The organism is Bacillus aquiflavi (assembly GCF_019915265.1).
GTDB lineage: Bacteria > Bacillota > Bacilli > Bacillales > Cytobacillaceae > Bacillus_BT > Bacillus_BT aquiflavi.
Map to the genome: position 1 here is coordinate 449,353 of NZ_CP082780.1, position 21,909 is coordinate 471,261.

The following is a 21,909-nucleotide window of genomic DNA, read 5'->3' on the forward strand; positions in this document are numbered from 1 at the left end:
AAAAAGGAGTCATTCATATGCCATTCATTCAAATAAATTTACTTGAAGGGCGTTCACCAGAGAAAAAGGAACAGCTTATTGCAGAAGTAACCGAAACAGTCGAGCGTGTTATTCAAGCGCCGAAGGAAACGATTCGTGTCATGATTAATGAAATGCCAGCAGCACATTGGGGGATAGCTGGCGTTTCCGTAAAAAAATTAAGAGAAGAAGGGAGACGGTGAGATGGTGAGCGAAGTGCGTGAAGTGAAGATGTATATCAATGGTGAATATGTAGAATCAAGCATAGCGTCTATATTTGAAGTGAAAAATCCTGCAACACAAGAGCTGATTGCTCGTGTTCATGAATCGTCAAAAGAGGATGTTGACCGTGCATGTCAAGCGGCCCGTCAAGCGTTTGAATCTGGTCCATGGAGAACGATGCCTGTGAGTGAACGCTGTCAAAAGATTCGCCGAATGGCAGAGATTATTATGGAGCGGAGAGAGGAATTAGCACGCCTTGAAGCTCTAGATGTAGGGAAGCCTTATCCTGTTGCTTTTGAACGCGAAATTCCTCGTGCTGCACATAATTTAAAATTTTTTGCTGACTTTATGGAGCAGCAAGGGCGGGAAACATATCCAATGGATGAAGACTATTTAAACTATACACGTTATGAGCCAGTCGGCGTTGCAAGTTTAATTACACCGTGGAATCTTCCGTTTATGCTGACAACTTGGAAACTTGGACCGTGTCTCGCTACTGGAAATACTGCTGTAATTAAACCGGCAGAGATGACACCAATGACGGTTTCTTTATTAGGTGAAATTGCAAAAGAAGCTGGGATTCCTGATGGGGTTGTAAATGTTGTTCATGGATTTGGTCCGAACTCAACTGGGGAGTTTATGACAACTCATCCAGAAGTAGATATGATTTCATTTACAGGTGAAACAAATACAGGAAAAGCCATTATGAAAAATGGCGCCGATTCATTGAAGCGTGTTTCGTTTGAACTTGGTGGAAAAGCAGCAAATATCGTCTTTGAAGATGCTGATTTAGAAAAAGCGATCCCTGTTTCAATTCAAGCAGCTTTTCTGAATTCTGGGCAAGTATGTTTAGCAGGCTCACGAATTTTAGTTCAACGTTCAATAATGGACGAATTTGTGACCCGCTTTAAAAAGGCAGCAAGCGAACTGATTGTCGGTGACCCGCAAGAGGAAAATACAAATATGGGACCTGTTGTAAGCCAGGAGCATTACGAGAAAGTGACTAGCTATTTAAAAATTGCTGAACAGGAAAATGCAACACTCGTATATGGGGGGAAACGTCCAAATCTTCCTGAGCATTTACAAAACGGTTATTATTTAGAGCCAACAATTTATCTCCAAGAAAATCCAACTGCACGTATTTGCCAAGAAGAAATTTTCGGTCCGGTTGTTACCTTAATTCCATTTGATACAGAAGATGAAGCATTAGAAATAGCAAATAGTACACCTTATGGATTAAATGGTGTCATTTGGACAGAAAACTTACAGCGAGCTCATCGTGTATCCCATAAAGTACGTGCAGGCACGATTTGGGTAAATTGTTGGTTTGTTCGGGATTTACGAGCACCGTTTGGTGGATTTAAAAAGAGCGGAATTGGAAGAGAAGGCGGAAAGCACAGTCTAGAGTTCTTTACGGAAGCGAAAAATATTTGTATTGCATTACAATAAATTTACAAGAAAATCGGACTGTACATCAGTCCGATTTTTACTAAAATGAGGGCGAAAAATATGTTTAAAATTATGATTAATCCAGAGCAATCGTTTTATTATCATGGAAATGAAGATTTACTTCGTTCAGCGCAAAAAAACAATATAAAAGTTCCCTTCGCTTGTCGCGGCGGCGGATGCGGCTTGTGCAAAGTGAAAGTGGTCAAAGGGAATTACGAGCTTGGTCCTTCATCAAAAGCAGTACTAACTGATCGTGAACGTAAGGAAGGCTACGTTCTTGCATGTAAAACATATCCATTAAGTGAAATGGAAATAGAATTAATTTCAAAATAAAAGTAGATAAAAATAGTAAATTTACTGAAAATTTGATATATTTAAAAGACTAATAACAGTAGAGGGGGAGACTGATTGTTATACACCGAGAGGTTATTAGATCGTTTAGAAGTTGGCGATGGATCGCTTTTTTTAAATAATGAACGCGTCATTTTAATTTCAATGGATGCGTTTGGGATGTTGCGTCATGATTTAATTCAAAATATAGGATTTGAACGCATGAAGGGTTTTTTAATACGATATGGACGAGAACTCGGCGTTAACGATGCAAAGAAAATTTTAAGTGAACATATGTCATCATTAACAGACATGATTAAAGCAGGGCCTGCTCTTCATATGATGAAAGGACACGCTGATGTCAAGACGACCTATTTAGAAATTGATACTGAGGAATTGGGACCTGTTACTTCTGTATGCATGGAAGGAATTTGGCGCAATTCTTATGAAGCGATTGGATATATGAACTGTTTTAAAAAAGCAGCTGAGCCTGTTTGTCATACACTTGTTGGTTACGTGAGTGGTTATTTATCAACAATTTGCAACCAACAGGTGATTGCAAAGGAAGTAGCTTGCATCGGAAAAGGAGATCCAGAATGCCGGTGGATAGCGAAGTCTAACGATCTTTGGGGGAAAGAGATTGAACATGAACTAATATATTACAAACAGACACCGATTGTAAAAGAACTTGAAATAACGTATGAAAAACTGTTAGAAGAGAGAAATAATTTACAATTAGCTGCAACGATTCATAAAAGACTCACACAAGAACTTGTAAATGGTAAAGATTTAGACTCGCTTGCTCAAATTATTTTTCAATTGATGAAGCTGCCAATTATTTTTGAAGATACTCAATTTCGTCAACTTGCTTCGGCAGGCGTTCAAGAAAAACATTTAAAAGACATTCAAGAAGATGTTCAACAGCATTTTCAACATAAGCAGTTTGTAAATAAGCGGATGAAACATGATCATTCATTTCGTGATGCAGCTATAATAAAGCTAGCTTCTCATGAGCGAATAATGGTACCGATTTTTTTACAAGAACACATTTATGGATATTGCTCTTTTTTGTATCTTAATAAAGAAGCAAGTCGGACACCAATCGAGCAAATGATTTTAGAACGGATATCGTATGTAGCCTCCTCTTATTTCCTCTATGCGAAAACGAGCTTTGAAACAGCTGAACGAATGAAGGGACATTTTCTTGAGGAAATGTTAAATGGACGCTACGCTACAAAAAAAGAAATTTTGCAGCGTGGACAGCTCATTCATTTTGATTTAGACGAACCGTATTATATGATCGTTTTAAAATATGAACTTCATAGTGACAATATGAAAGAGGAGTTAACCTTTCATCAACAATTAATAGAAGCAATTACGACATATTCACAATCTGAAAATCTCAATATTTTAGTTGGACAGCAACAAGGGAATATCGTCATGCTTGTTCAAGCAAAACAATTAGATGAACAGCAAATTGAAAAAACTTGCTGGGAGGCTCATTCATATTTGTCGCAACAGTTTTCCACGGCTGCTTTTTATTTCGGGATCAGTTTACGGGCAACAAATATTCTTAAGGTAGGAGAACATTACGATGAGGCTGTGCGAGCTGTTAGAATGTCAACAGCTACTTCACAAGTGATCACGTTCCAGAGCTTAGGCGTTGTCGGTGTATTAATAAATGAAAAAAATGTAAGCGCTATCAAAAGGATGGCTGCAATGTATTTAGGTCCATTGTACAAATGTGGCGATGCAAAACAGCAAGAACTGTTGCGAACGTTATACTTTTTTTTATTTTATGGAGGTAACCTTGAACAAACAGCATCAAGTTTAGCAATCTCGATTAGCGGACTTCGATATAGAGTACAAAAAATAGAAGAACTACTCGGTCATAATATGCGTAACCCGACAGAAAACTATCAGCTATTTCTTTCGTTGCAAGCGTTAATATTAATTGGGGAATTGGAGATGTAACAACTGACGTCATAACAGTTTTACAGATAAAGTTAATATTTTAATCACTTTACGAAAGATAAGTAAAACACTTATCAGTTGAGGAAATGAATAAAATAGTCGTTCAGGAGTTTGTTTGTCATAGTTTGATAGCTAAAGCCCTACACTACCTATGTTTTGAGGGTTTAAGCAGCTAAGCATGTACGGAAAGAAGTTGCCGCGTTTATCTTCATTGAAAAACGCGGCAACTTCATGTTAATATTCTTCTTTATTACGAACGTGTGTTTCGTTAAATTTACTTTTATCAGGATCAAAATATTCCTCTGTATATTTTGCGACAAAGGTATCGTTATCTACATAACCTGCTCCCCAAGTTGGATCCATTGTAAGCCAATTTCCATCAACAAGCACTTCTACCCATGCATGATCTTCTTTTAATGGACCATCACCGGCTTCACCTGTCACATATCTAGCTTCCATGTTACTAGCGCGCAACAGTGCAACAGCAAGATAGGCATAATCTTGACACACGCCAGTTTTTGTTTCAAGTGTTTTTAATGCACTGTCATCCCATGAGAACTCTTTATTTTTAAATTTTGAAACGTCATACGACACATTTTTTGCTGTATACTCATAGATTGCCAGTGCTTTTTCTCTATCAGTCTGTTTATCTTTCGTAATTTCGTTCGCAAGTGAGATAATGCTTGGAGCATCGGATTGAATTCCTCGTGATGGCAATAAATCACGATTGTCTTCTGTAACTGTATTTTCTATGGAAAAAACAGCAATAGAAGAGAAGTGAAAATAAGAATCATCTTTAATTGTCAGTTCTGGGACATTAATTGTTACTTCATACGTTCCGGGACCAAATCGTAAAAAGAAAGAATCATCGAATGTATAATCTTTGATAGGAATAATATCGAGCGCCTCATCATCGCCTTTTTTTGATTTTATGTAAAGATGTGTCGTTTCTTTTGCATAAGGTGCATCTGGATCAATCTGTCCTTTAATTTGATAAGTTGTCTCGGTCTTTTCTCCACTAAAAATAGGAGATTCTAAAGTAATTCCCCGTTCTTTATAATTAACATGGTATTCTATCGGTTCAAATTTTTCACTAGACTCGTTATCTACTAATAAAGTAGTTCCATATTGATAGTTATTCTTTTTTTCTTTATCGGGTAGCAACACACTTACTTCGTGAACACCTTTTCCAAAGAAGAGGGGGATCTCATGGGAAAAGGCCCCATCTTTAACAGGAATGACATGTTGCCACTGATCAGTCTCTTTTTTCACTTCAATCATAATTTCATCAATATTTGTATTTTTTATTTTTCCGTTAAGCAAAAATAGCTTATCTCCAGTATTAAATCCGTCTTTTATGTTATCAAGAATTAAGCCTGCTTCTTGAGCAATAGGCGAATATGTGAGATCGCGCTTTTCCTTAGGATTTACATTTATGACTTCAAAGCTTGTTAGTTCATAAAAATATTTTTCTTTGTCTGTTGCTGGAAGCATGACTTGAATAGAATACTGTCCATCTCCATGATAAAAATGGATTTTTTCTTTAAAATCCCCGTCATTAATAGGGATGTAGTAATGATGGATTTCATTTTGATTGATTTCATCAAGTGCATTAACCTTAATCCAAGCATAGTTACCTTTTAATTCATGATATTTATCGACATGTCCAGAAATCTCAAGTTCGTGATTAACAGCAAACAATTTGTACTCCGGATTTGTAATAGTTGCTTTTATTTCTTCACGATAGCTTGTGAATTCAAGGGGTTCAAGCTCAAGTTCATCATTTTTCTCTTTGACTAATTTTTCATACTTATCTTGTTCTTTCTTCTCTTGTTTCTCAGTTGCTGCTGCATTTTCATTTTTGCTGCATGCTGTCGTAAATATGATCGTAAACGAAAGCAAAGCAACGATGATTATTTTTATTAATTTCATTTTTACCTCCATTGCTTTTTCAATATATATATTTTTTTACTTTTGGTCTCCGATTGAATCTAGATTCAATTGGAGATAAAAGTTAATAAGAGATCTGATTGAAGTTTCATTTCATTGTGTTACCTTGACTATATTACCATAAATGTAAATCATTTTTTAAAACATTGTATAATTTTCCACGTGAAAAAATAAACCAATTCATTTTAAGCCTAAAATATCGTGAGACAGGGTCAACTGTTTAGAAAGAAGCATACATAATTAGGGTAATGACAGTCGAGCATGAGGTGGATATTGTAAAAATACCATGGATTAATTATGAAATAATGGAAACAATCACTTCAGAAGAAGTCCAAAATTACTGTTTTCCAGCTGATGATTTGAAAGGTCAACCTATTAAGGAGAGAAAGTGTACTCCGTGTAAACGGAGAAGTTTTAAAATAAAACGGGAAAATTTTAAATCGTTCAAGCAAATTTGTCACAACTTACAAGCTGATGATAAGATTCGAAACAATACTAAAAAGAAAGAGTATGGAGAAGCTGAAAGACTATTAGAAAAAAATATCAAGCATGAAGGTAGACTTGAAGAAGTAATCGAACGAGATCAAGTGGTACTGAATCAAGAAGAACCAGCTTTAAAAAACAATCAAATCATTGATGAGGTTGAGTTAATAAAAAAGAAGGAGGTAAATTCCAGAGATGGGCTTGGGGAAGAAAAAGAATTAGAACAAGAAGACCAAGCGGTTAAATCAGAACCTGCTTCAAAAACGAGTCAAATGATTGATGAAATGGAACGAACAGAAGAAAAAGATATTCATGATGAAACAGGTGATGGGGAAGTAAATGAAATAGATCAAGAGGACCGAGCGGTTAAAGCAGAACCTGCTTCAAAAACGAGTCAAATGATTGATGAAATGGAACGAACAGAAGAAAAAGACATTCATGATGAAACAGGTGATGGGGAAGTAAATGAAATAGATCAAGAGGACCGAGCGGTTAAAGCAGAACCTGCTTCAAAAACGAGTCAAATGATTGATGAAACGGAACGAACAGAAGAAAAAGACATTCATGATGAAACAGGTGATGGGGAAGTAAATGAAATAGATCAAGAGGACCGAGCGGTTAAAGCAAAACATGCTTCAAAAACAAATCAAATGATTGATGAAATGGAGCTGACAGAAGAAAAAGACATTCGTAATGAAACAGGTGATGGGGAAGTAAATGAAATAAATCAAGAAGACCGAGCGGTTAAAGCAGAACCTGCTTCAAAAACGAGTCAAATGATTGATGAAACGGAACGAACAGAAGAAAAAGACATTCATGATGAAACAGGTGATGGGGAAGTAAATGAAATAGATCAAGAGGACCGAGCGGTTTAAAAAGCAGAATCTGCTTCAAAAACGAGTCAAATGAATGATGAAATGGAACGAACAGAAGAAAAAGACATTCGTAATGAAACAGGTGATGGGGAAGTAAATGAAATAAATCAAGAAGACCGAGCGGTTAAAGCAGAACCTGCTTCAAAAACGAGTCAAATGATTGATGAAACGGAACGAACAGAAGAAAAAGACATTCATGATGAAACAGGTGATGGGGAAGTAAATGAAATAGATCAAGAGGACCGAGCGGTTAAAGCAGAATCTGCTTCAAAAACGAGTCAAATGAATGATGAAATGGAACGAACAGAAGAAAAAGACATTCATGATGAAACAGGTGATGGGGAAGTAAATGAAATAGATCAAGAGGACCGAGCGGTTAAAGCAGAACCTGCTTCAAAAACGAGTCAAATGAATGATGAAATGGAACGAACAGAAGAAAAAGACATTCATGATGAAACAGGTGATGGGGAAGTAAATGAAATAGATCAAGAGGACCGAGCGGTTAAAGCAAAACATGCTTCAAAAACAAATCAAATGATTGATGAAACAGGTGATGGGGAAGTAAATGAAATAAATCAAGAAGACCGAGCGGTTAAAGCAGAACCTGCTTCAAAAACGAGTCAAATGAATGATGAAATGGAACGAACAGAAGAAAAAGACATTCATGATGAAACAGGTGATGGGGAAGTAAATGAAATAGATCAAGAGGACCGAGCGGTTAAAGCAGAACCTGCTTCAAAAACGAGTCAAATGATTGACGAAATGGAACGAACAGAAGAAAAAGATATTCATGATGAAACAGGTGATGGGGAAGTAAATGAAATAGATCAAGAGGACCGAGCGGTTAAAGCAGAACCTGCTTCAAAAACGAGTCAAATGATTGATGAAATGGAACGAATAGAAGAAAAAGTTATCAATCACGATCATGGATGGGGGAAAGAAAATGGCCAAAATCAAGAGGAACTTCATCAAGAAGAACAAACTGTCAAAAAGGAAACCGACTCAAAAAAGAAACAAAACAATGACGGTATGGAACCTAAAGTTGCTCAAAGTGAGTTAAATGACAACGCCGAACCAACACGTTCGAAAAGAGTAACAATCCCATTTTCTGTCGTTTGTAAAATTGATCAATTTGTTCAATCCCCACTGTTTGGTTCCACAACTAAACATACTTTTAAGTTTATTGACCGCAACGAGAAAATAACTCCATCATTCAATACACAATTTTTTAAAACATTTACACGGTATACGAACGAGCCTTATTGCGAGTTGGTAAGTTCTACAGTTCAAGAAATTGTGTTTATTGAAGAAGCTCCGCTTCCAAATGAAAAGAAAAGCAACCAGCTCTGTAAAATTTATTGCCTTCCTCTTTTTGAATCTTCCATTCACGAAGAGGTTAGTAATGATTTAACTAATTTTACACTCAAAATTCCAGTTGTAAATGGAGAATACAAACTAGAAGTTTGTTTAGAAGAAGACATTCAATTAGAAGAAAAAGTATTTCTTATTAAAGAAGTTTCAAGCGAGGCAGGATTTAAAACGTGCAAATTCATCCCAACTCGATTTTCATTACTTGAAAACGGAAGACAGAAAGTACTTGAAGGGGAGTTATTTTTAGAAGGATTTGTGCAACAAAATATTGAGTATTCAATCGTTCCTCATAAAGATAAAGAAAACAAGAATCAACTGCGGCAGAAAATTGTCGTAGAATTCATTATTGAATTGTTACAGGTTCAAAAAGTCCAAATTTAATTTTATTGTTATTAAACTTATCGTCATTTCATACACCTTTCATTTCATCTATGATGAAAGGGACGATCTGACGAGGAAGGAAGCGACATCTCCCTTCGTTTCATATAAATGAGTAATAAAAACAGAGTTTATATAAATACCCAACTTTTAAATTAATTAAATTGACTATTGTACTAACCTATACCTTTTTATCGTGCGGGAATATGTTATTAACGTAAGGTTGTAAAACCTAAAAAAAGAAAGGATGGATGATTGATTAATGAGTGAACAAAATAATCAAATTCAATCTGCTTCAAATAGTGATCCATGTCCTATTGTTGTTCCATGTCAAGTAACAGGACGCACGCAACCGCAATTTCCAGATCAACCTGTAACACCAGTAACTCCAGCAACAAATCCTATCGTTAAAATTCCTGTAGTGTTAGCTGAAACATCTGTACAAATCGTTGTTGAAGCAGATATTCCGCTGACACCAGCAGCAAGTGAAATTAAGAGAGTATTAAAAGATGCTTTTCTTACTCAATGCAAGTTAGTACCTGTTGAATTTGAGGCTGAGCCTGTTACAGGTACGACAGATCTATTCCGAGCTACACGTGGTAAATTACTCCTTGAAGGTTTTATTCGTAAAAATATTGAATATGCAACAGCTGATTGTAACGGTACTCTTCGTGATCGAATTGCTAACATTCAATTTTCTGGTTTTGCAGATCTTGCGGGTGACGTACTAACCGGCGGAGACTTCCAAGCATTCCCAGTTTTTGCTTTATCATCAGAAAATAGAGCTCGTTTTATCAACCCAACAAACGGGAGCTTACCGCGTCTAGATAAATACTTGTTTGGCAACACTGTCAATTATAATGAGCAGCCTTATTGTGAATTAGTAACTGCAAACTTTATCGAATTAGACTTCTCGCCTTGTCCGACAGATCTTAATCAAACATTTAATACACTGCGTGAAAAAATTGTTCTAGATCTCACATTAAAAGTATTACAAGTACAACAAGTTCAAATTTAAGCCTTTATTTAAGAACCCTTGTCATGAAGACAAGGGTTCAACTATTGATAAATGAATTTGTTGTTTTTTTCTACACAACTCGGGTTCTTTCATGTTTTTGTTTGATTTTTTCATAAAAAAACAACTTTTTTAAAAAAATTTACTTAATACCCCCACATATTTAAATTAACTTTCGAAATGTATTAGTGAAAAGCAAAAAAAAAAAAAATAATTTTGGGGTGGAGAAATTGTCAAACAAAAACTTAGGAAAAATTGCAAAAAGTACATTAGCATTAGTCATGGCGGGAACATTTGCGTTCTCAACACCATTAGCGTATGCCGCTGAAAAAACTGAGGAAGAAAAATCCGAAGTAGTTGATTTACAAGAAAAAGAAAATGTTGAAACTCCTAATATAGACGAAATTTCAAAAACATTAGAGGAAATGGAAAAGGATGGAGAAGAGGTCGAAACACCATCACTTGTTCCTGGGGACTTTTTCTATTTTGCTAAAGTAGCGATCGAAAAAATTAAATTAGCTTTTACATTTGATCATGTGAAAGAAGCTGAATTACTATCTACATATACTGCTGAACGCCTTGCAGAAGCTGAAGTTCTATTCGAACAGGGTGAAGAAGAACGTGCCCTTGAAACAATTGAAAAAGCATTAGAATACATTGAAACAGTTGGCGGAATGATTGAAGATGAAAAAGATTCCGATAAAGACGATTCAGAAGAAGAAGACACAACAAAAGAAGATGATGACGCAACAGAGGAAGATGACGCAACAGAGGAAGATGACGTAACAGAGGAAGATGACGCAACAGAGGAAGATGACGCAACAGAGGAAGATGACGCAACAGAGGAAGATGACGCAACAGAGGAAGATGACGCAACAGAGGAAGATGACGCAACAGAGGAAGATGACGCAACAGAGGAAGATGATGCAACAGAAGAAGATGACGCAACAGAGGAAGATGACGCAACAGAGGAAGATGATGCAATAGAAGAAGATGACGTAACAGAGGAAGATGACGTAACAGAGGAAGATGACGTAACAGAAGAAGATGATGCAACAGAAGAAGATGAACTTGATGAGATCCAACAACATCTTGCTCGCAATATCGTCGCCTTAAAAGCTGCAATGGAAAAAGTGAAAAACCCTGTAGCAAAAGCTGCATTAAAAAGAAATATTGAAAGAACTTATCAACGACTTGCAAACAAACTAGAGAAATTTGATCATTTACTAGTGGACAAGGACGAAGAAGAAAATAAAAATGAAGATCAAGAGGTTGTCACTGAGACTACTGAAGAAGTAACTGAAGAAACAACTGAGACTACTGAAGAAGTAACTGAAGAAACAACTGAGACTACTGAAGAAGTAACTGAAGAAACAACTGAAGAAACAACTGAAGAAACAACTGAAAACACAGACGGTGGACAAACAGAAGTTGTTGAGCAAGAAAAAGAAACTGCGCCAGCACCAGCTCCGGTACCAGTGCCAGCACCAGCTCCAGCACCAGCGCCAGTTCAACCAAATGTAAAACAAGAAGTTAAGCAACAAAGAGAACAAATCAAACAAGAGAGAAAACAAGCTCACGAACAAATGAAGCAAGAAGCTAAACAACAAAGAGAAGAACGTAAAGAGCAACGTCAAGAATTGAAGAATGAAACAAAAAATCAACGTGAAGCATTAAAGCAACAACAGCCAAATGGCAATGGAAACGGCAACGGAAACGGACATGGAAATGGCAATGGCAATGGCAATGGTCATGGTAACGGCAATGGCAATGGCAATGGAAACGGCAACGGCAACAATTAATCATTACATTCTATAACTACTATCGGGGATTATGCCGATTGTTAAAATCGACCTAATCCCCTTTGGTTATTAATGAAACAATAAACCTATAAAAGATAGCCCAAAATACCTGTCTTATAACAGCCTGTCTAAAAACAGATAAAATTGGAGTATAATATTACAGTGACTTTAGAAAAGAGGTGAGGCTTCTGTTAAGTTTATTGTTAATGACAAAAAAACGAAAAAAAAAGTCGCTAGAAAATACCGTTCTATCCATTCAACAAGGGAAAACGTCGTTAGTTGATGAACTCATTGAGTCTTATAAACCATTTATAGCAAAGACGGTTTCTTCTGTTTGTAAAAGATACATAAATGAGTCAGATGATGAATTTAGCATAGGTCTTATCGCTTTTAATGAAGCAATTGAAAAATACCAACAAGAAAAGGGAAGTTCCTTTTTAAGTTTTGCGGATGTGTTAATCAAGCGGAGAGTAATTGACTACATAAGAATGCAATCGAAAAATGAAAATAGTTTCAGTTTTGATGCAAGTGAATCGGAGGAAGATGGTACAGCTTTAACACCATTGGAACAAAAGATTTCAATAGAAAAACACAAAATAAAAACGGATGAAGAAATGCGTAAAGAAGAAATTATTCGATTTCAACAGACGATTGCAAATTTTGGACTATCTTTTAGTGATTTGGTTGAGCAATCACCTAAGCATGCAGATGCGAGAAAAAATGCAATGCTGATAGCAAAAGCCCTCGTAGAGCATCATGATCTTTTTAATGCACTTTTTGAGACGAAAAGGTTACCAATTAAGGGTTTAGAAGAGCTAGTAAACGTAAGTAAAAAAAACAATAGAACGAAATCGGAAATATATTATTGCAGTTGCGATTATTTTAAATGGAGATTTCGTATTTTTAAAAGATTATATAAAAGGGGTGTTGGAAACGTGAAAAAAGGAATTATTATCGAAATGGATGAACGTTTTTTAACATTACTAACCCCTGATGGTGAATTTTTACGTGCTCGAAAGTTAAACCAAGATTACGAAATTGGTCAAGAAATTGAATTTGTCCCTATCCGAACAAAAAAACGTCAAAAAAAGTCATTTTTCACGTTGTCCTCCTTACAAATGAAGGCTGCTTTAGTAGCATCAATCGCCTTGATCGCAGCAATTTTATTGCCTTTTTACAATGGAAATAAAGTATATGCTTATATGACGATTGATATCAATCCAAGTATTGAAATTGGCGTTAATAAAAATATGGATGTAATTAAGCTAGCTGCATATAATGACGAAGGAAAATCAATCATAAATGAATTAACGGATTGGAAACGAAAAGACATTTCTACTGTAATGAAATTAATATTAAATAAAAGTAAAGAACGAGACTATATTAATGATCGAGATCAAGTTCTGATTGCGACCGTTTATGAAGGAAAGCAGAAGAACAAATTTGAAGAAAAGTTGGACAGCTGTATAAAGGAAATAAAAATTGTTCTTAAAAAAGAAGACCTTCTTCTAAAGGTTATTGAAGGAACGACGGAAGATAGAATCAAAGCGAAGGAAAAAGGACTATCAACTGGAAGATATATAGAAAGAAAACAACAAAAATTTATGGAAAATAAAACAAAGAAAAGTGAGCATAAAAAAGAAACGAAAGAAGAAGAAAATAAATTAGAACCTTCTTCTGATCAAGTGGAAAAGGAAAACAAAGAAATAGAAGAGCCTAATCCTACAACTGCTCCTCCAAACAGCAATGGTCAAGGCAATAATAAAGAAAACGTTCCTATAAACCATCAACATCATCAAAAAAAAAAATCATTATCAAAATCAAAACGCAAACCAAAATACGAACCAAAACGCAAACCAAAATGCAAACCAAAACGGAAACCAAAACGCAAATCAAAACCGAAACCAAAATGCAAACCAAAATCGAAATCAAAACGGAAACCAAAACGGAAACCAAAACGCAAATCAAAACCGAAACCAAAATGCAAACCAAAATCGAAATCAAAATGGAAACCAAAATGCAAATCAAAATTCTAAAGCCCCAGAAACGAAAAATACACCTCCAGGCCAAATAAAAAAAAATGAACAAAGTAATGAAAATGGACATAATGGCAATGAAGGAAAGGGGCAAAACAACCATAATGGAAATAATGGAGAGGGAAATAAAGCAAAAGAACAATCTGTTCCAGGAAACGGACAATAGAGAAATCAAGAAGAAAGACCCGGAAACGGGAATCATAAAGGTAATTAATCATTGGAAAACGAGCCGCATATAATATAGGCTCGTTTTGTGTTTTTTTACTAGCTGTAGTCTATACAGTCTCGTACGCTTATACACTGGAAGGGTTAGAAGGGAAATAGGCCAATCAATAGAGAATCTAGTTTGTTAATAAATGATTTGTAATTTTTTAACGTCCCAATTAATTTACTATGTACGACATTAGGATGAATTGATTAAATACCAATACCTTTTTTATAAAGTATTTTTCTCCATGATCATTTGAATCCTTAGATATTCTTGTATCAAAACTGCTAATAAAGGCGTTCTGTTAGCAGGAATATCGCTTGTGGCCAGCGTAAATTTTAGAAATTTCTATAGTTTAATTTTTATTTAACTTAATATTTTTCCTAGTGCTTTAACACAGTCTTTAAAAAAAGAATGATGTAAATGATAATATTAAAAGGAGATTAATCATATTATTTGTATTTATTTCCATATTCGTGGTGAAACTATTTCGTTTTTAAGAATATCCTCCGCTGTATACTGGAAATATGGGGATATCTGATTGTTTCTGTAAATAAAAGAGGAATTAAAGGAAGATGGCTAGGGTCAACCCACGTAAACCCATTTTCAGATGTCACGTAAGATGGACGAGGGGATCCAAAGCTTATTACAAGATTCACATAGCCTGTTTCACCAATTATTGGAGGTTTTGGTTTTTTCAACTTAATTCAACATTAGTCATGGGAAAATATTATCCATGCGGAAAATATGTAAGCGCTAGTTATTTTAATTCATGTTACTGGGACATGATGATTATGAATCAAATTGCAATGATAGTTTCTATGAAAAATAATAATTCTATATTGCGGAGACAGTGAATAAGCCACCTGTTTTCCGGGTGGCTTTAGAGATGTATTTTCAACTATCCTGTCCCGTTAGTTGAATAAGAATTGATATTTATATCGTGAATTTAGTTAACCTAAGTATATTATAATTTTCTAAATTTTGTATTAAATTCCCTCTAATAATTAAGTCATTCGAAGAGGAATGAAATTAAAATTGAGGATGGTAACTTAGCAGTCCAATTCATCAGGTTGATAGTGAAGTAGAATGATGATATGCTTTAACTAAAGTTTCATATTTAACACTGGGGGAGCCGTAAAAGGCTGAGACTGAACGAATGTTCTAAACCCTTTGAACCTGAACTGGGTCGTGCCAGCGGAGGGAAGTGGGCAAAGTTTACAAAATAACAGTTAAGTGAATTGTTTGCAGTAGCCCCCTTCTTTTAGAAGGGGGCTATTTTTATCGTACAAAGGTAAGTATTTTAGGAGGTGATGTGATTAGGCAGCCGCTCTTGTTTTTATTAAGTAAATGATGAATAAATAAGGAAGGTGTAAATAATCATGTCTGAAATAAAAGTCAAACGTTTTACAGATCGTCTGTTTGAAAATGCGCAGGAAGTATGGGGGAAAAATCATGAACATCCTTTCGTTCAAGGAATAGGAAAAGGTACATTGTCTAAAGATGTGTTTGCGTATTATATGAAGCAGGATTATGCTTATTTAATAGATTATTCTAAGCTTTTTGCACTTGGAGTGTTGAAATCACAAACACTTGATCAAATGAATAAATTTTCGCATATTTTACATGAAACACTTCATTTTGAAATGGAACTCCATCGTCAATATGCAGATGAATTTGGAATATCACGGGAAGACTTAGAGAAGACGGAGCCGACTCCAGTAAATCTTGCTTATACAAGATATATGCTCAATACTGGTCAAAACGGATCTTTGGCAGAGCTTGTTTCTTGTCTCCTTCCATGTGCATGGGATTATTGGGAAATTGGAAAGCTATTAAAAGAAAAATACGGAGAAAACTTATCTTCCAATCCTTATAAAAATTGGGTTGAAACATATTCTTCGACGGAATTTGGTCAATTGGCCATATGGCTTATCGATATGATGGATGAGTTAGCAGAGGGAAAACCAGAAAGAGAATTAGCTGAATTAGAAAAACATTTCTTAATAACATCAAAATATGAGTATTTGTTTTGGGATATGGTTTATAACCAAGAAGATTGGAAAGTGTAGTTAAAATAAGGCTGGAAAAAACAACTCGTTTTTTCCAGCCTTATTATATTTTTGCTACTTTAAAGTTCATTATTTTTTTAGTTTTTGAATAAACACGACTTTCAAATAATTGCCCTCTTTGAAGGTATTTATTGTTTTAAAGTCTTCTGGCAATGAGAATTCCTCAAGTAATTTATATTTTTCTCCAGTTTCTTTAAAGGCTGCATCAATGAAACTTTTAAATTTTTTCATTTGAAACGTGCTGCAATTTGTCGAGGCAATAATGATTCCATTGTCTTCTGTGATTGCAATCGTTTCTTTCAACAGTTTTTTATAATCTTTTGCGGCACTAAACGTATATTTTTTTGATCTTGCAAAGCTTGGAGGGTCTAGGATAACTAGATCGAATTTTAATTTTTTTCGTATGGCATATTTAAAGTATTGAAACACATCTTCCACGATAATATCATGGGTTTCATAATCAATTCCATTCATACTGAATTGTTCGATCGTTTTAGCTCTGCTTCTATTGGCAAGGTCGACACTCGTCGTTTTAACAGCTCCGCCTAATGCGGCAGCAACAGAAAAGGCACCTGTATAGGAAAATAAATTTAACACCATTTTTCCAGTTGCATAATGATCCTTTATCGTTTTTCTTACTTCTCGTTGATCAAAAAAAACACCAACCATTGCGCCATCATTTAAATAAATGGCAAAGTTCATACCATTCTCTTTAACAATTATAGGGAATTGTCCGCGAATCCCCTTTACGTAATCATCATCTTCCACGTATCGCCCTGCTGTGGCGAACCGCTTTTTTTGATAAATGGCTTCATATGTAGTTACTTTTTCTAGTGCGCGAATGATCGTGTCTTTAAATTTATAAATACCTTTGTTATACCAGTTGATTAAATAAAAACCGTTAAAATAATCTATTGTAAAGCCACCAATTCCGTCTCCTTCACCGTTAAATACACGAAAAGCATTTGTGTTTTTATTTTGATAAAGCTGGTTTCTTTTTAATAAAGCGGATCGAATCACTTTTTCAAAAAAGCCTTCGTTTATTTTTTCTGTTTCGTTATGGCTAATCATCCAGCCAAAGCCTTTATTTTGCTTTCCATAATAGCCTTTACCGATAAAACAGCCTTGATCATCAATGAGCTTGATCATTGTTCCTTCAGTTTTTACACGTTCCAAACTAGGTATCGCTTCTTTTAGCAGGAGCGGATAGCCATTTTGATAACGATGTTGATATTTACGATTTACTTTTAATGTGATTTCTTCTGACATCTTTTCACCCTATTCACTAAACAGACTTTCGCTAGCTAATATGATTCCCATTATAACAATAATCTATTATATAATAATAGATATTAGACTGTAGACAAGAGGATTTCCAAATCACCAATCTAAAAAAATTCTTTAAATCATTGGCTAATCATTAGATAAAATATTAACAGACGTTCAATTAGAATACGTTTTTCAGGTAATACGTTGATCAATTATCTTTACGATTGTACACAAATGAAAATATGACAAAGATGAATATTACGAAACTAACAGTAGCAAAAATAACACTAAGAACTTTTTTAGACTCGCGAAAAGTTTCATACGCAAAAATCCCCATTGCAATCGCAATGATAAAATTACAAAGTAATAGTAGTGTATTTTTTCTCATCATATTAATCCCCTCTAGCTATCTTTATTGACAAATGCCTATTTTAAAAAATCTACACTTAAATACAGTATAATTGTTTATATCATACATGAATTTGATATATAACCTTTATTCTTTATTTAAACTTTATTTCTAATTAACTGTTTTTTGTGTATGCGACTTTCAATTGAATAGTGAAATAAATTGAAGGTGTATAGTACAGATGGAGGTAATTCATGAGTAGACATTGGCAACAGTTAATTGAATATTATCGAACTAAATAAATGAACAAAATTTTCATACGATACAGATGGAGGAAGATAATGAAGAATATAATTGTTCAGCGGTTAAAAGAAATTGAAACAGAGGAAAATGTTAAAATCGTTTATGCTTGTGAATCTGGAAGCAGAGCATGGGGATTTCCTTCTAGAGATAGCGACTATGATGTACGTTTTATTTATGTTCATCCGCCTGAGTGGTATTTGTCTATTTTTGATAAACGAGATGTAATTGAACGGCCAATAAATGATTTGCTCGATATAAATGGGTGGGATTTACGAAAAGCTTTACAGCTATTTCGAAAATCGAATCCGCCTTTGCTTGAGTGGCTTCAGTCTCCTATTAAATATGATGAGAAATATACAATTGCGGAGAAACTAAGACAGTATTCTGCATCCGCCTACTCAAGAAAGGCATGTATTTATCACTATCTCAATATGGCAAAACGAAATAATCAAGGTTATTTGCAAGGAGAAGAAAGAAAAAAATAAAAAAATATTTTTACGTACTGAGACCCATTCTTGCGGCAATGTGGATTGAACGCTTTGCCACAATTCCGCCAATTGAATTTGATTCTTTAGTACGTGAACTTTTGCCAGCTGGTGAGCTAGTCAATCAAATTGAAATATTATTAGCTAGAAAAAAGGCTGGCGAAGAATTGGATCTTGAACCAAAGATAAATATAATTCATGATTTTATTCATAAACAGTTCAGCTATTTAGAAGATCAAGCAAAAGCCATTCCTGCAAAAATGAAAGAGAATGATAATTATTTAGATCAGTTTTTTCGAAATGCCTTAAAAGAAGTTTTTAACGATTAAATAATGTAAAAGTTCCTGTCATTCGATCGATTTTCATAAAGCCTTACTTGATCGTATAGTTCGCTATGGGCAAATGTAAAAGCATACGATGATCCTTTTCCCCATACATTGAAATGAGAAGATGAAGATGGGGGGACAAAGCATGCAGTTTTATTATGGATCGCAAATGCCTCTGCGGATTTTAGATGAGGCAGAGTTTTGGAAGCACCAAGAGGAAGAACATACGGTCGTCATTCGCGAGCTTGTAGCGGGATTAGAGGAGATGTATGTTAAGGCATTAAAAGAGTGGGAGGAAGCTTTGTCTAAAACACATAAGCAAGTCCTTCGTTTTATCGAGTCGGTTGTTCGTGCGGGGCAATATGTTCCAAACCAACTGTATGAACAAGTTTTAAAGCTCGTTTCATTTTGTTTACAGCAAAGTTTAGATTTTATTAAATTATGTGAACAAATAAAAACAGAAAGTGAAGCAGTAAGTAAAAATCCAACTGCAAAAGTAGTATTAAATCATATTATACGTGAATCAGAATATTTTGTCGGTATTGCTCAAGTCCTTTTATATTCAAGTACAGGACAATCATCATAATGTTTTCCATTTTTCTTTATGAATTAGCTTATTTCCCTTCTGATAATTTGAAGGAGAAATGGGCTTTTTTCTTCTTTTATCTCCCGAAGAGAATTCAAGAATTTAAAATTCTTCTGCAAAATATATAACTAATATTTTGCTATTTTATAATGTAAATATCAACTTAACTAGGATAAGGTAAATACCTATATATATATATATATATATATATATATATTAATATAATTAGGAAGTGGTGAAATCAACATGAAGAAAACTTCCCCGTATATTTTATTAGTCCTTGCGACGTTATTGTGGGGAGGGAATTTTGTTATTGGACGAGCTATTTCTAGTCATATTCCCCCATTTACACTCTCTTTTTTACGATGGTGTACTGCATTTATTGTGTTTTTTCCTTTTGCCTGGCCGTTTTTGAAAAAAGAATGGAATCAAATTAAAAAATATTGGGGCATTGTTGTGCTTATGGCATTTACAGGGGTTGCAGGCTTTAATACGCTATTATATATTGCACTCCATTACACTACTTCTATCAATGCTTCACTTGTCAACACGTCAACTCCGATTATTATTTATATTTTGTCGTTTTTTATTTTGCGGGAACGGTTTCAGCAACATCAATTATTCGGGACAATACTTTCAGTGAGTGGTGTTTTCTTTATTCTTTCAAAAGGATCACTAATGAATTTAGTAGCATTTACTTTTAATGTTGGAGATTTAATTGTGATCGGAGCGGTTATTTGCTGGAGTATTTATTCTATCCTTGTAAAACAGTATGCAAGTAGATTACCTGGTTATAGTACCTTTCTCTTATCTATTGCTTTTGGAATTGTGATGCTATTCCCATTTTTTATTTATGAAATAACAAGTTCAAATGTGCAAATCGTTTGGTCTCTTCAATCAATTTCAGCTATTCTTTATATTGGTGTGTTTGCATCGATTGTTGCGTTTATTGCATGGAATACGGGTGTTGTTCAGTTAGGAGCGAATAAAGCAGGAGTATTTTTATAAATTTAATTCCCGTATTTTGCTGCTATATTTGCAATTTTGTTTATTGGAGAAGCATTAGCATGGTATCAAGCTGCAGGGGGAGTTTTTGTCATTTGTGGAGTTTACCTATCGACAAAAAATCCTAGAAAAGCAGCAGTTGAAAAACAAAACCTCACCATAAATTAACACAAAATTACAAAAATAGTTAAAATCGAAATAAATAATTAATATAATTGTTAATTATTAAGTATACTAAAATCTGGTATAATTGAATTAAATGGGAAAAGGGAGGGGTATTTTTTGACTGTGACTGAAAACCAATTACACGTTGAGGAAGCGGAACAATTTATCCGAGCCTGTTATACAGAACTTGAAAAATCAGAGGATGAAATTGAAACAAGGCTTATAGAAATAAAACGAGAGATTAAAGAGCTGGGCTATTATCGGCATACATATGAAGAGTTAGCTCATGGGGCAAAAATGGCATGGCGTAATAGCAATCGCTGTATCGGCCGTTTATTTTGGAATTCTCTCAACGTCTTTGATGCACGAGAACTCGAATCAGAGGAAGAAATATTTGAAGCACTTTTACACCATATAAAATATGCAACGAACGATGGCAAAATACGTCCGACGATTACGATTTTGAAACAAAAAACATCCGACCGGGAACAGATTCGGATTTGGAATCAGCAACTTATTCGTTACGCGGGTTATTCAACTGAACATGGTGTAATAGGAGATCCAGCTTCAACTGAATTTACAAAAGTGTGTGAGTCGTTAGGGTGGGAGGGAGAACAAACCGATTATGATATTCTACCTTTAGTGATCCAAATCCAGAATCGTCCACCTAAAATATTTGAAATTCCGCGGGAGTCTGTTCTGGAAGTTCCTATACGCCATCCTGAATTAGAAGAGTTCAATCAATTGAATATGAAGTGGTACGCTGTTCCGATTATTTCGAATATGAAGCTCTCTATCGGGGGGATTGAGTATACAGCAGCCCCATTTAATGGTTGGTATATGGGGACTGAGATTGGTGCGCGAAATTTAGCTGATCCGTTCCGATATAATTTTTTGCCTAAAATAGCAGCTATTATGGGACTTGATACAAGTATAAATCGTTCACTATGGAAAGATGAGGCACTAGTTGAACTAAATAGAGCTGTGTTAAATTCCTTTCATGAAAAAGGGGTTAGTATTGTGGATCATCATACTGCTGCCCAACAGTTTAAACATTTTGAACAAAATGAACAAGCATGCGGGAGAGCTGTAACTGGCGACTGGACATGGCTTATTCCGCCTATTTCGCCTGCCGCAACTCATATTTTCCATCAATCATACAATGATCAAGATGTTAAACCGAATTATTCTTATCAAGAAAATCCTTATTGAAAGGAACTGTTGACAAAAGACAAAAG

At 35.0% G+C, this 21,909-nt stretch carries 16 protein-coding genes, 2 pseudogenes and 1 riboswitch; of the genes and pseudogenes, 15 read left to right on the plus strand and 3 right to left on the minus strand.

The window, feature by feature from the left end; translation table 11 throughout:
- Positions 1-17: 17 nt before the first annotated feature.
- The 4 genes from K6959_RS02315 to K6959_RS02330 all read left to right on the plus strand — a co-directional run bounded on the left by K6959_RS02315 (position 18) and on the right by K6959_RS02330 (position 3,993).
- The gene (locus K6959_RS02315) at positions 18-221 is read left to right on the plus strand and encodes a 4-oxalocrotonate tautomerase (protein WP_163242661.1); all 204 of its coding nucleotides are present in this window, start codon (positions 18-20) and stop codon (positions 219-221) included.
- A gap of 28 nt (positions 222-249) precedes the next feature.
- Positions 250-1,689 (plus strand): aldehyde dehydrogenase, encoded by a 1,440-nt coding sequence (locus tag K6959_RS02320; protein WP_262421954.1) that lies wholly within the window; start codon positions 250-252, stop codon positions 1,687-1,689.
- Between the two features lie 60 nt (positions 1,690-1,749).
- Positions 1,750-2,022 (plus strand): 2Fe-2S iron-sulfur cluster binding domain-containing protein, encoded by a 273-nt coding sequence (locus tag K6959_RS02325; RefSeq protein WP_163242659.1) that lies wholly within the window; start codon positions 1,750-1,752, stop codon positions 2,020-2,022.
- 75 nt (positions 2,023-2,097) lie between these two features.
- Entirely contained in the window at positions 2,098-3,993 is a 1,896-nt protein-coding gene (locus tag K6959_RS02330) for a XylR N-terminal domain-containing protein (RefSeq protein WP_163242658.1), read from the plus strand.
- A gap of 234 nt (positions 3,994-4,227) precedes the next feature.
- Here the strand turns inward: K6959_RS02330 and K6959_RS02335 are convergent, their stop codons facing one another.
- On the minus strand, positions 4,228-5,925 hold the full coding sequence (locus tag K6959_RS02335; protein ID WP_262421870.1) for a transglutaminase domain-containing protein: 1,698 nt from the start codon (positions 5,923-5,925) through the stop codon (positions 4,228-4,230).
- Between the two features lie 266 nt (positions 5,926-6,191).
- On the opposite strand from K6959_RS02335, the gene K6959_RS02340 reads away from it, so the two are divergent.
- The 7 genes and pseudogenes from K6959_RS02340 (at position 6,192) to tenA (ending at position 16,183) form a co-directional block, all read left to right on the plus strand.
- Positions 6,192-7,301 carry a hypothetical protein gene (locus tag K6959_RS02340; protein ID WP_223087531.1) on the plus strand — a complete coding sequence of 370 codons (1,110 nt, stop codon included), beginning with the start codon at positions 6,192-6,194 and terminating at the stop codon, positions 7,299-7,301.
- A gap of 42 nt (positions 7,302-7,343) precedes the next feature.
- Complete coding sequence (locus K6959_RS02345; protein WP_223087533.1) at positions 7,344-9,053, plus strand: BC_2427 family protein; 1,710 nt, start codon at positions 7,344-7,346, stop codon at positions 9,051-9,053.
- Between the two features lie 259 nt (positions 9,054-9,312).
- The gene (locus K6959_RS02350) at positions 9,313-10,068 is read left to right on the plus strand and encodes a CsxC family protein (RefSeq protein WP_163242655.1); all 756 of its coding nucleotides are present in this window, start codon (positions 9,313-9,315) and stop codon (positions 10,066-10,068) included.
- 227 nt (positions 10,069-10,295) lie between these two features.
- Complete coding sequence (locus K6959_RS02355) at positions 10,296-11,867, plus strand: DUF5667 domain-containing protein (RefSeq protein WP_223087534.1); 1,572 nt, start codon at positions 10,296-10,298, stop codon at positions 11,865-11,867.
- A 179-nt stretch (positions 11,868-12,046) separates the two neighbouring features.
- A pseudogene (sigI, locus tag K6959_RS02360) lies at positions 12,047-12,806 on the plus strand (RNA polymerase sigma factor SigI).
- Between the two features lie 20 nt (positions 12,807-12,826).
- Entirely contained in the window at positions 12,827-13,903 is a 1,077-nt protein-coding gene (locus K6959_RS02365; RefSeq protein ID WP_262421955.1) for an anti-sigma factor domain-containing protein, read from the plus strand.
- Positions 13,904-15,229: 1,326 nt separating this feature from the next.
- A riboswitch (TPP riboswitch) is annotated at positions 15,230-15,334 on the plus strand.
- Between the two features lie 159 nt (positions 15,335-15,493).
- Entirely contained in the window at positions 15,494-16,183 is a 690-nt protein-coding gene (tenA, locus tag K6959_RS02370; protein WP_163242652.1) for a thiaminase II, read from the plus strand.
- Between the two features lie 69 nt (positions 16,184-16,252).
- Here tenA and K6959_RS02375 read toward each other — a convergent pair whose 3' ends face one another.
- On the minus strand, positions 16,253-17,452 hold the full coding sequence (locus K6959_RS02375) for a class I SAM-dependent rRNA methyltransferase (RefSeq protein ID WP_223087537.1): 1,200 nt from the start codon (positions 17,450-17,452) through the stop codon (positions 16,253-16,255).
- 208 nt (positions 17,453-17,660) lie between these two features.
- A complete protein-coding gene (locus K6959_RS02380; RefSeq protein ID WP_262421871.1) occupies positions 17,661-17,840 on the minus strand; it encodes a hypothetical protein in 180 nt (59 codons plus the stop codon).
- Positions 17,841-18,142: 302 nt separating this feature from the next.
- Here K6959_RS02380 and K6959_RS02385 point away from each other — a divergent pair.
- From K6959_RS02385 to K6959_RS02400, 4 genes and pseudogenes are all read left to right on the plus strand, one after another.
- Positions 18,143-18,918, plus strand: a pseudogene (locus K6959_RS02385) (nucleotidyltransferase domain-containing protein).
- Between the two features lie 142 nt (positions 18,919-19,060).
- Positions 19,061-19,501: a DUF2935 domain-containing protein gene (locus K6959_RS02390; protein ID WP_163242649.1), complete on the plus strand. Its 441-nt coding sequence runs from the start codon at positions 19,061-19,063 to the stop codon at positions 19,499-19,501.
- Positions 19,502-19,747: 246 nt separating this feature from the next.
- Complete coding sequence (locus K6959_RS02395) at positions 19,748-20,509, plus strand: DMT family transporter (RefSeq protein WP_262421872.1); 762 nt, start codon at positions 19,748-19,750, stop codon at positions 20,507-20,509.
- A gap of 285 nt (positions 20,510-20,794) precedes the next feature.
- On the plus strand, positions 20,795-21,883 hold the full coding sequence (locus K6959_RS02400; RefSeq protein ID WP_163242683.1) for a nitric oxide synthase oxygenase: 1,089 nt from the start codon (positions 20,795-20,797) through the stop codon (positions 21,881-21,883).
- Positions 21,884-21,909: the final 26 nt, after the last annotated feature.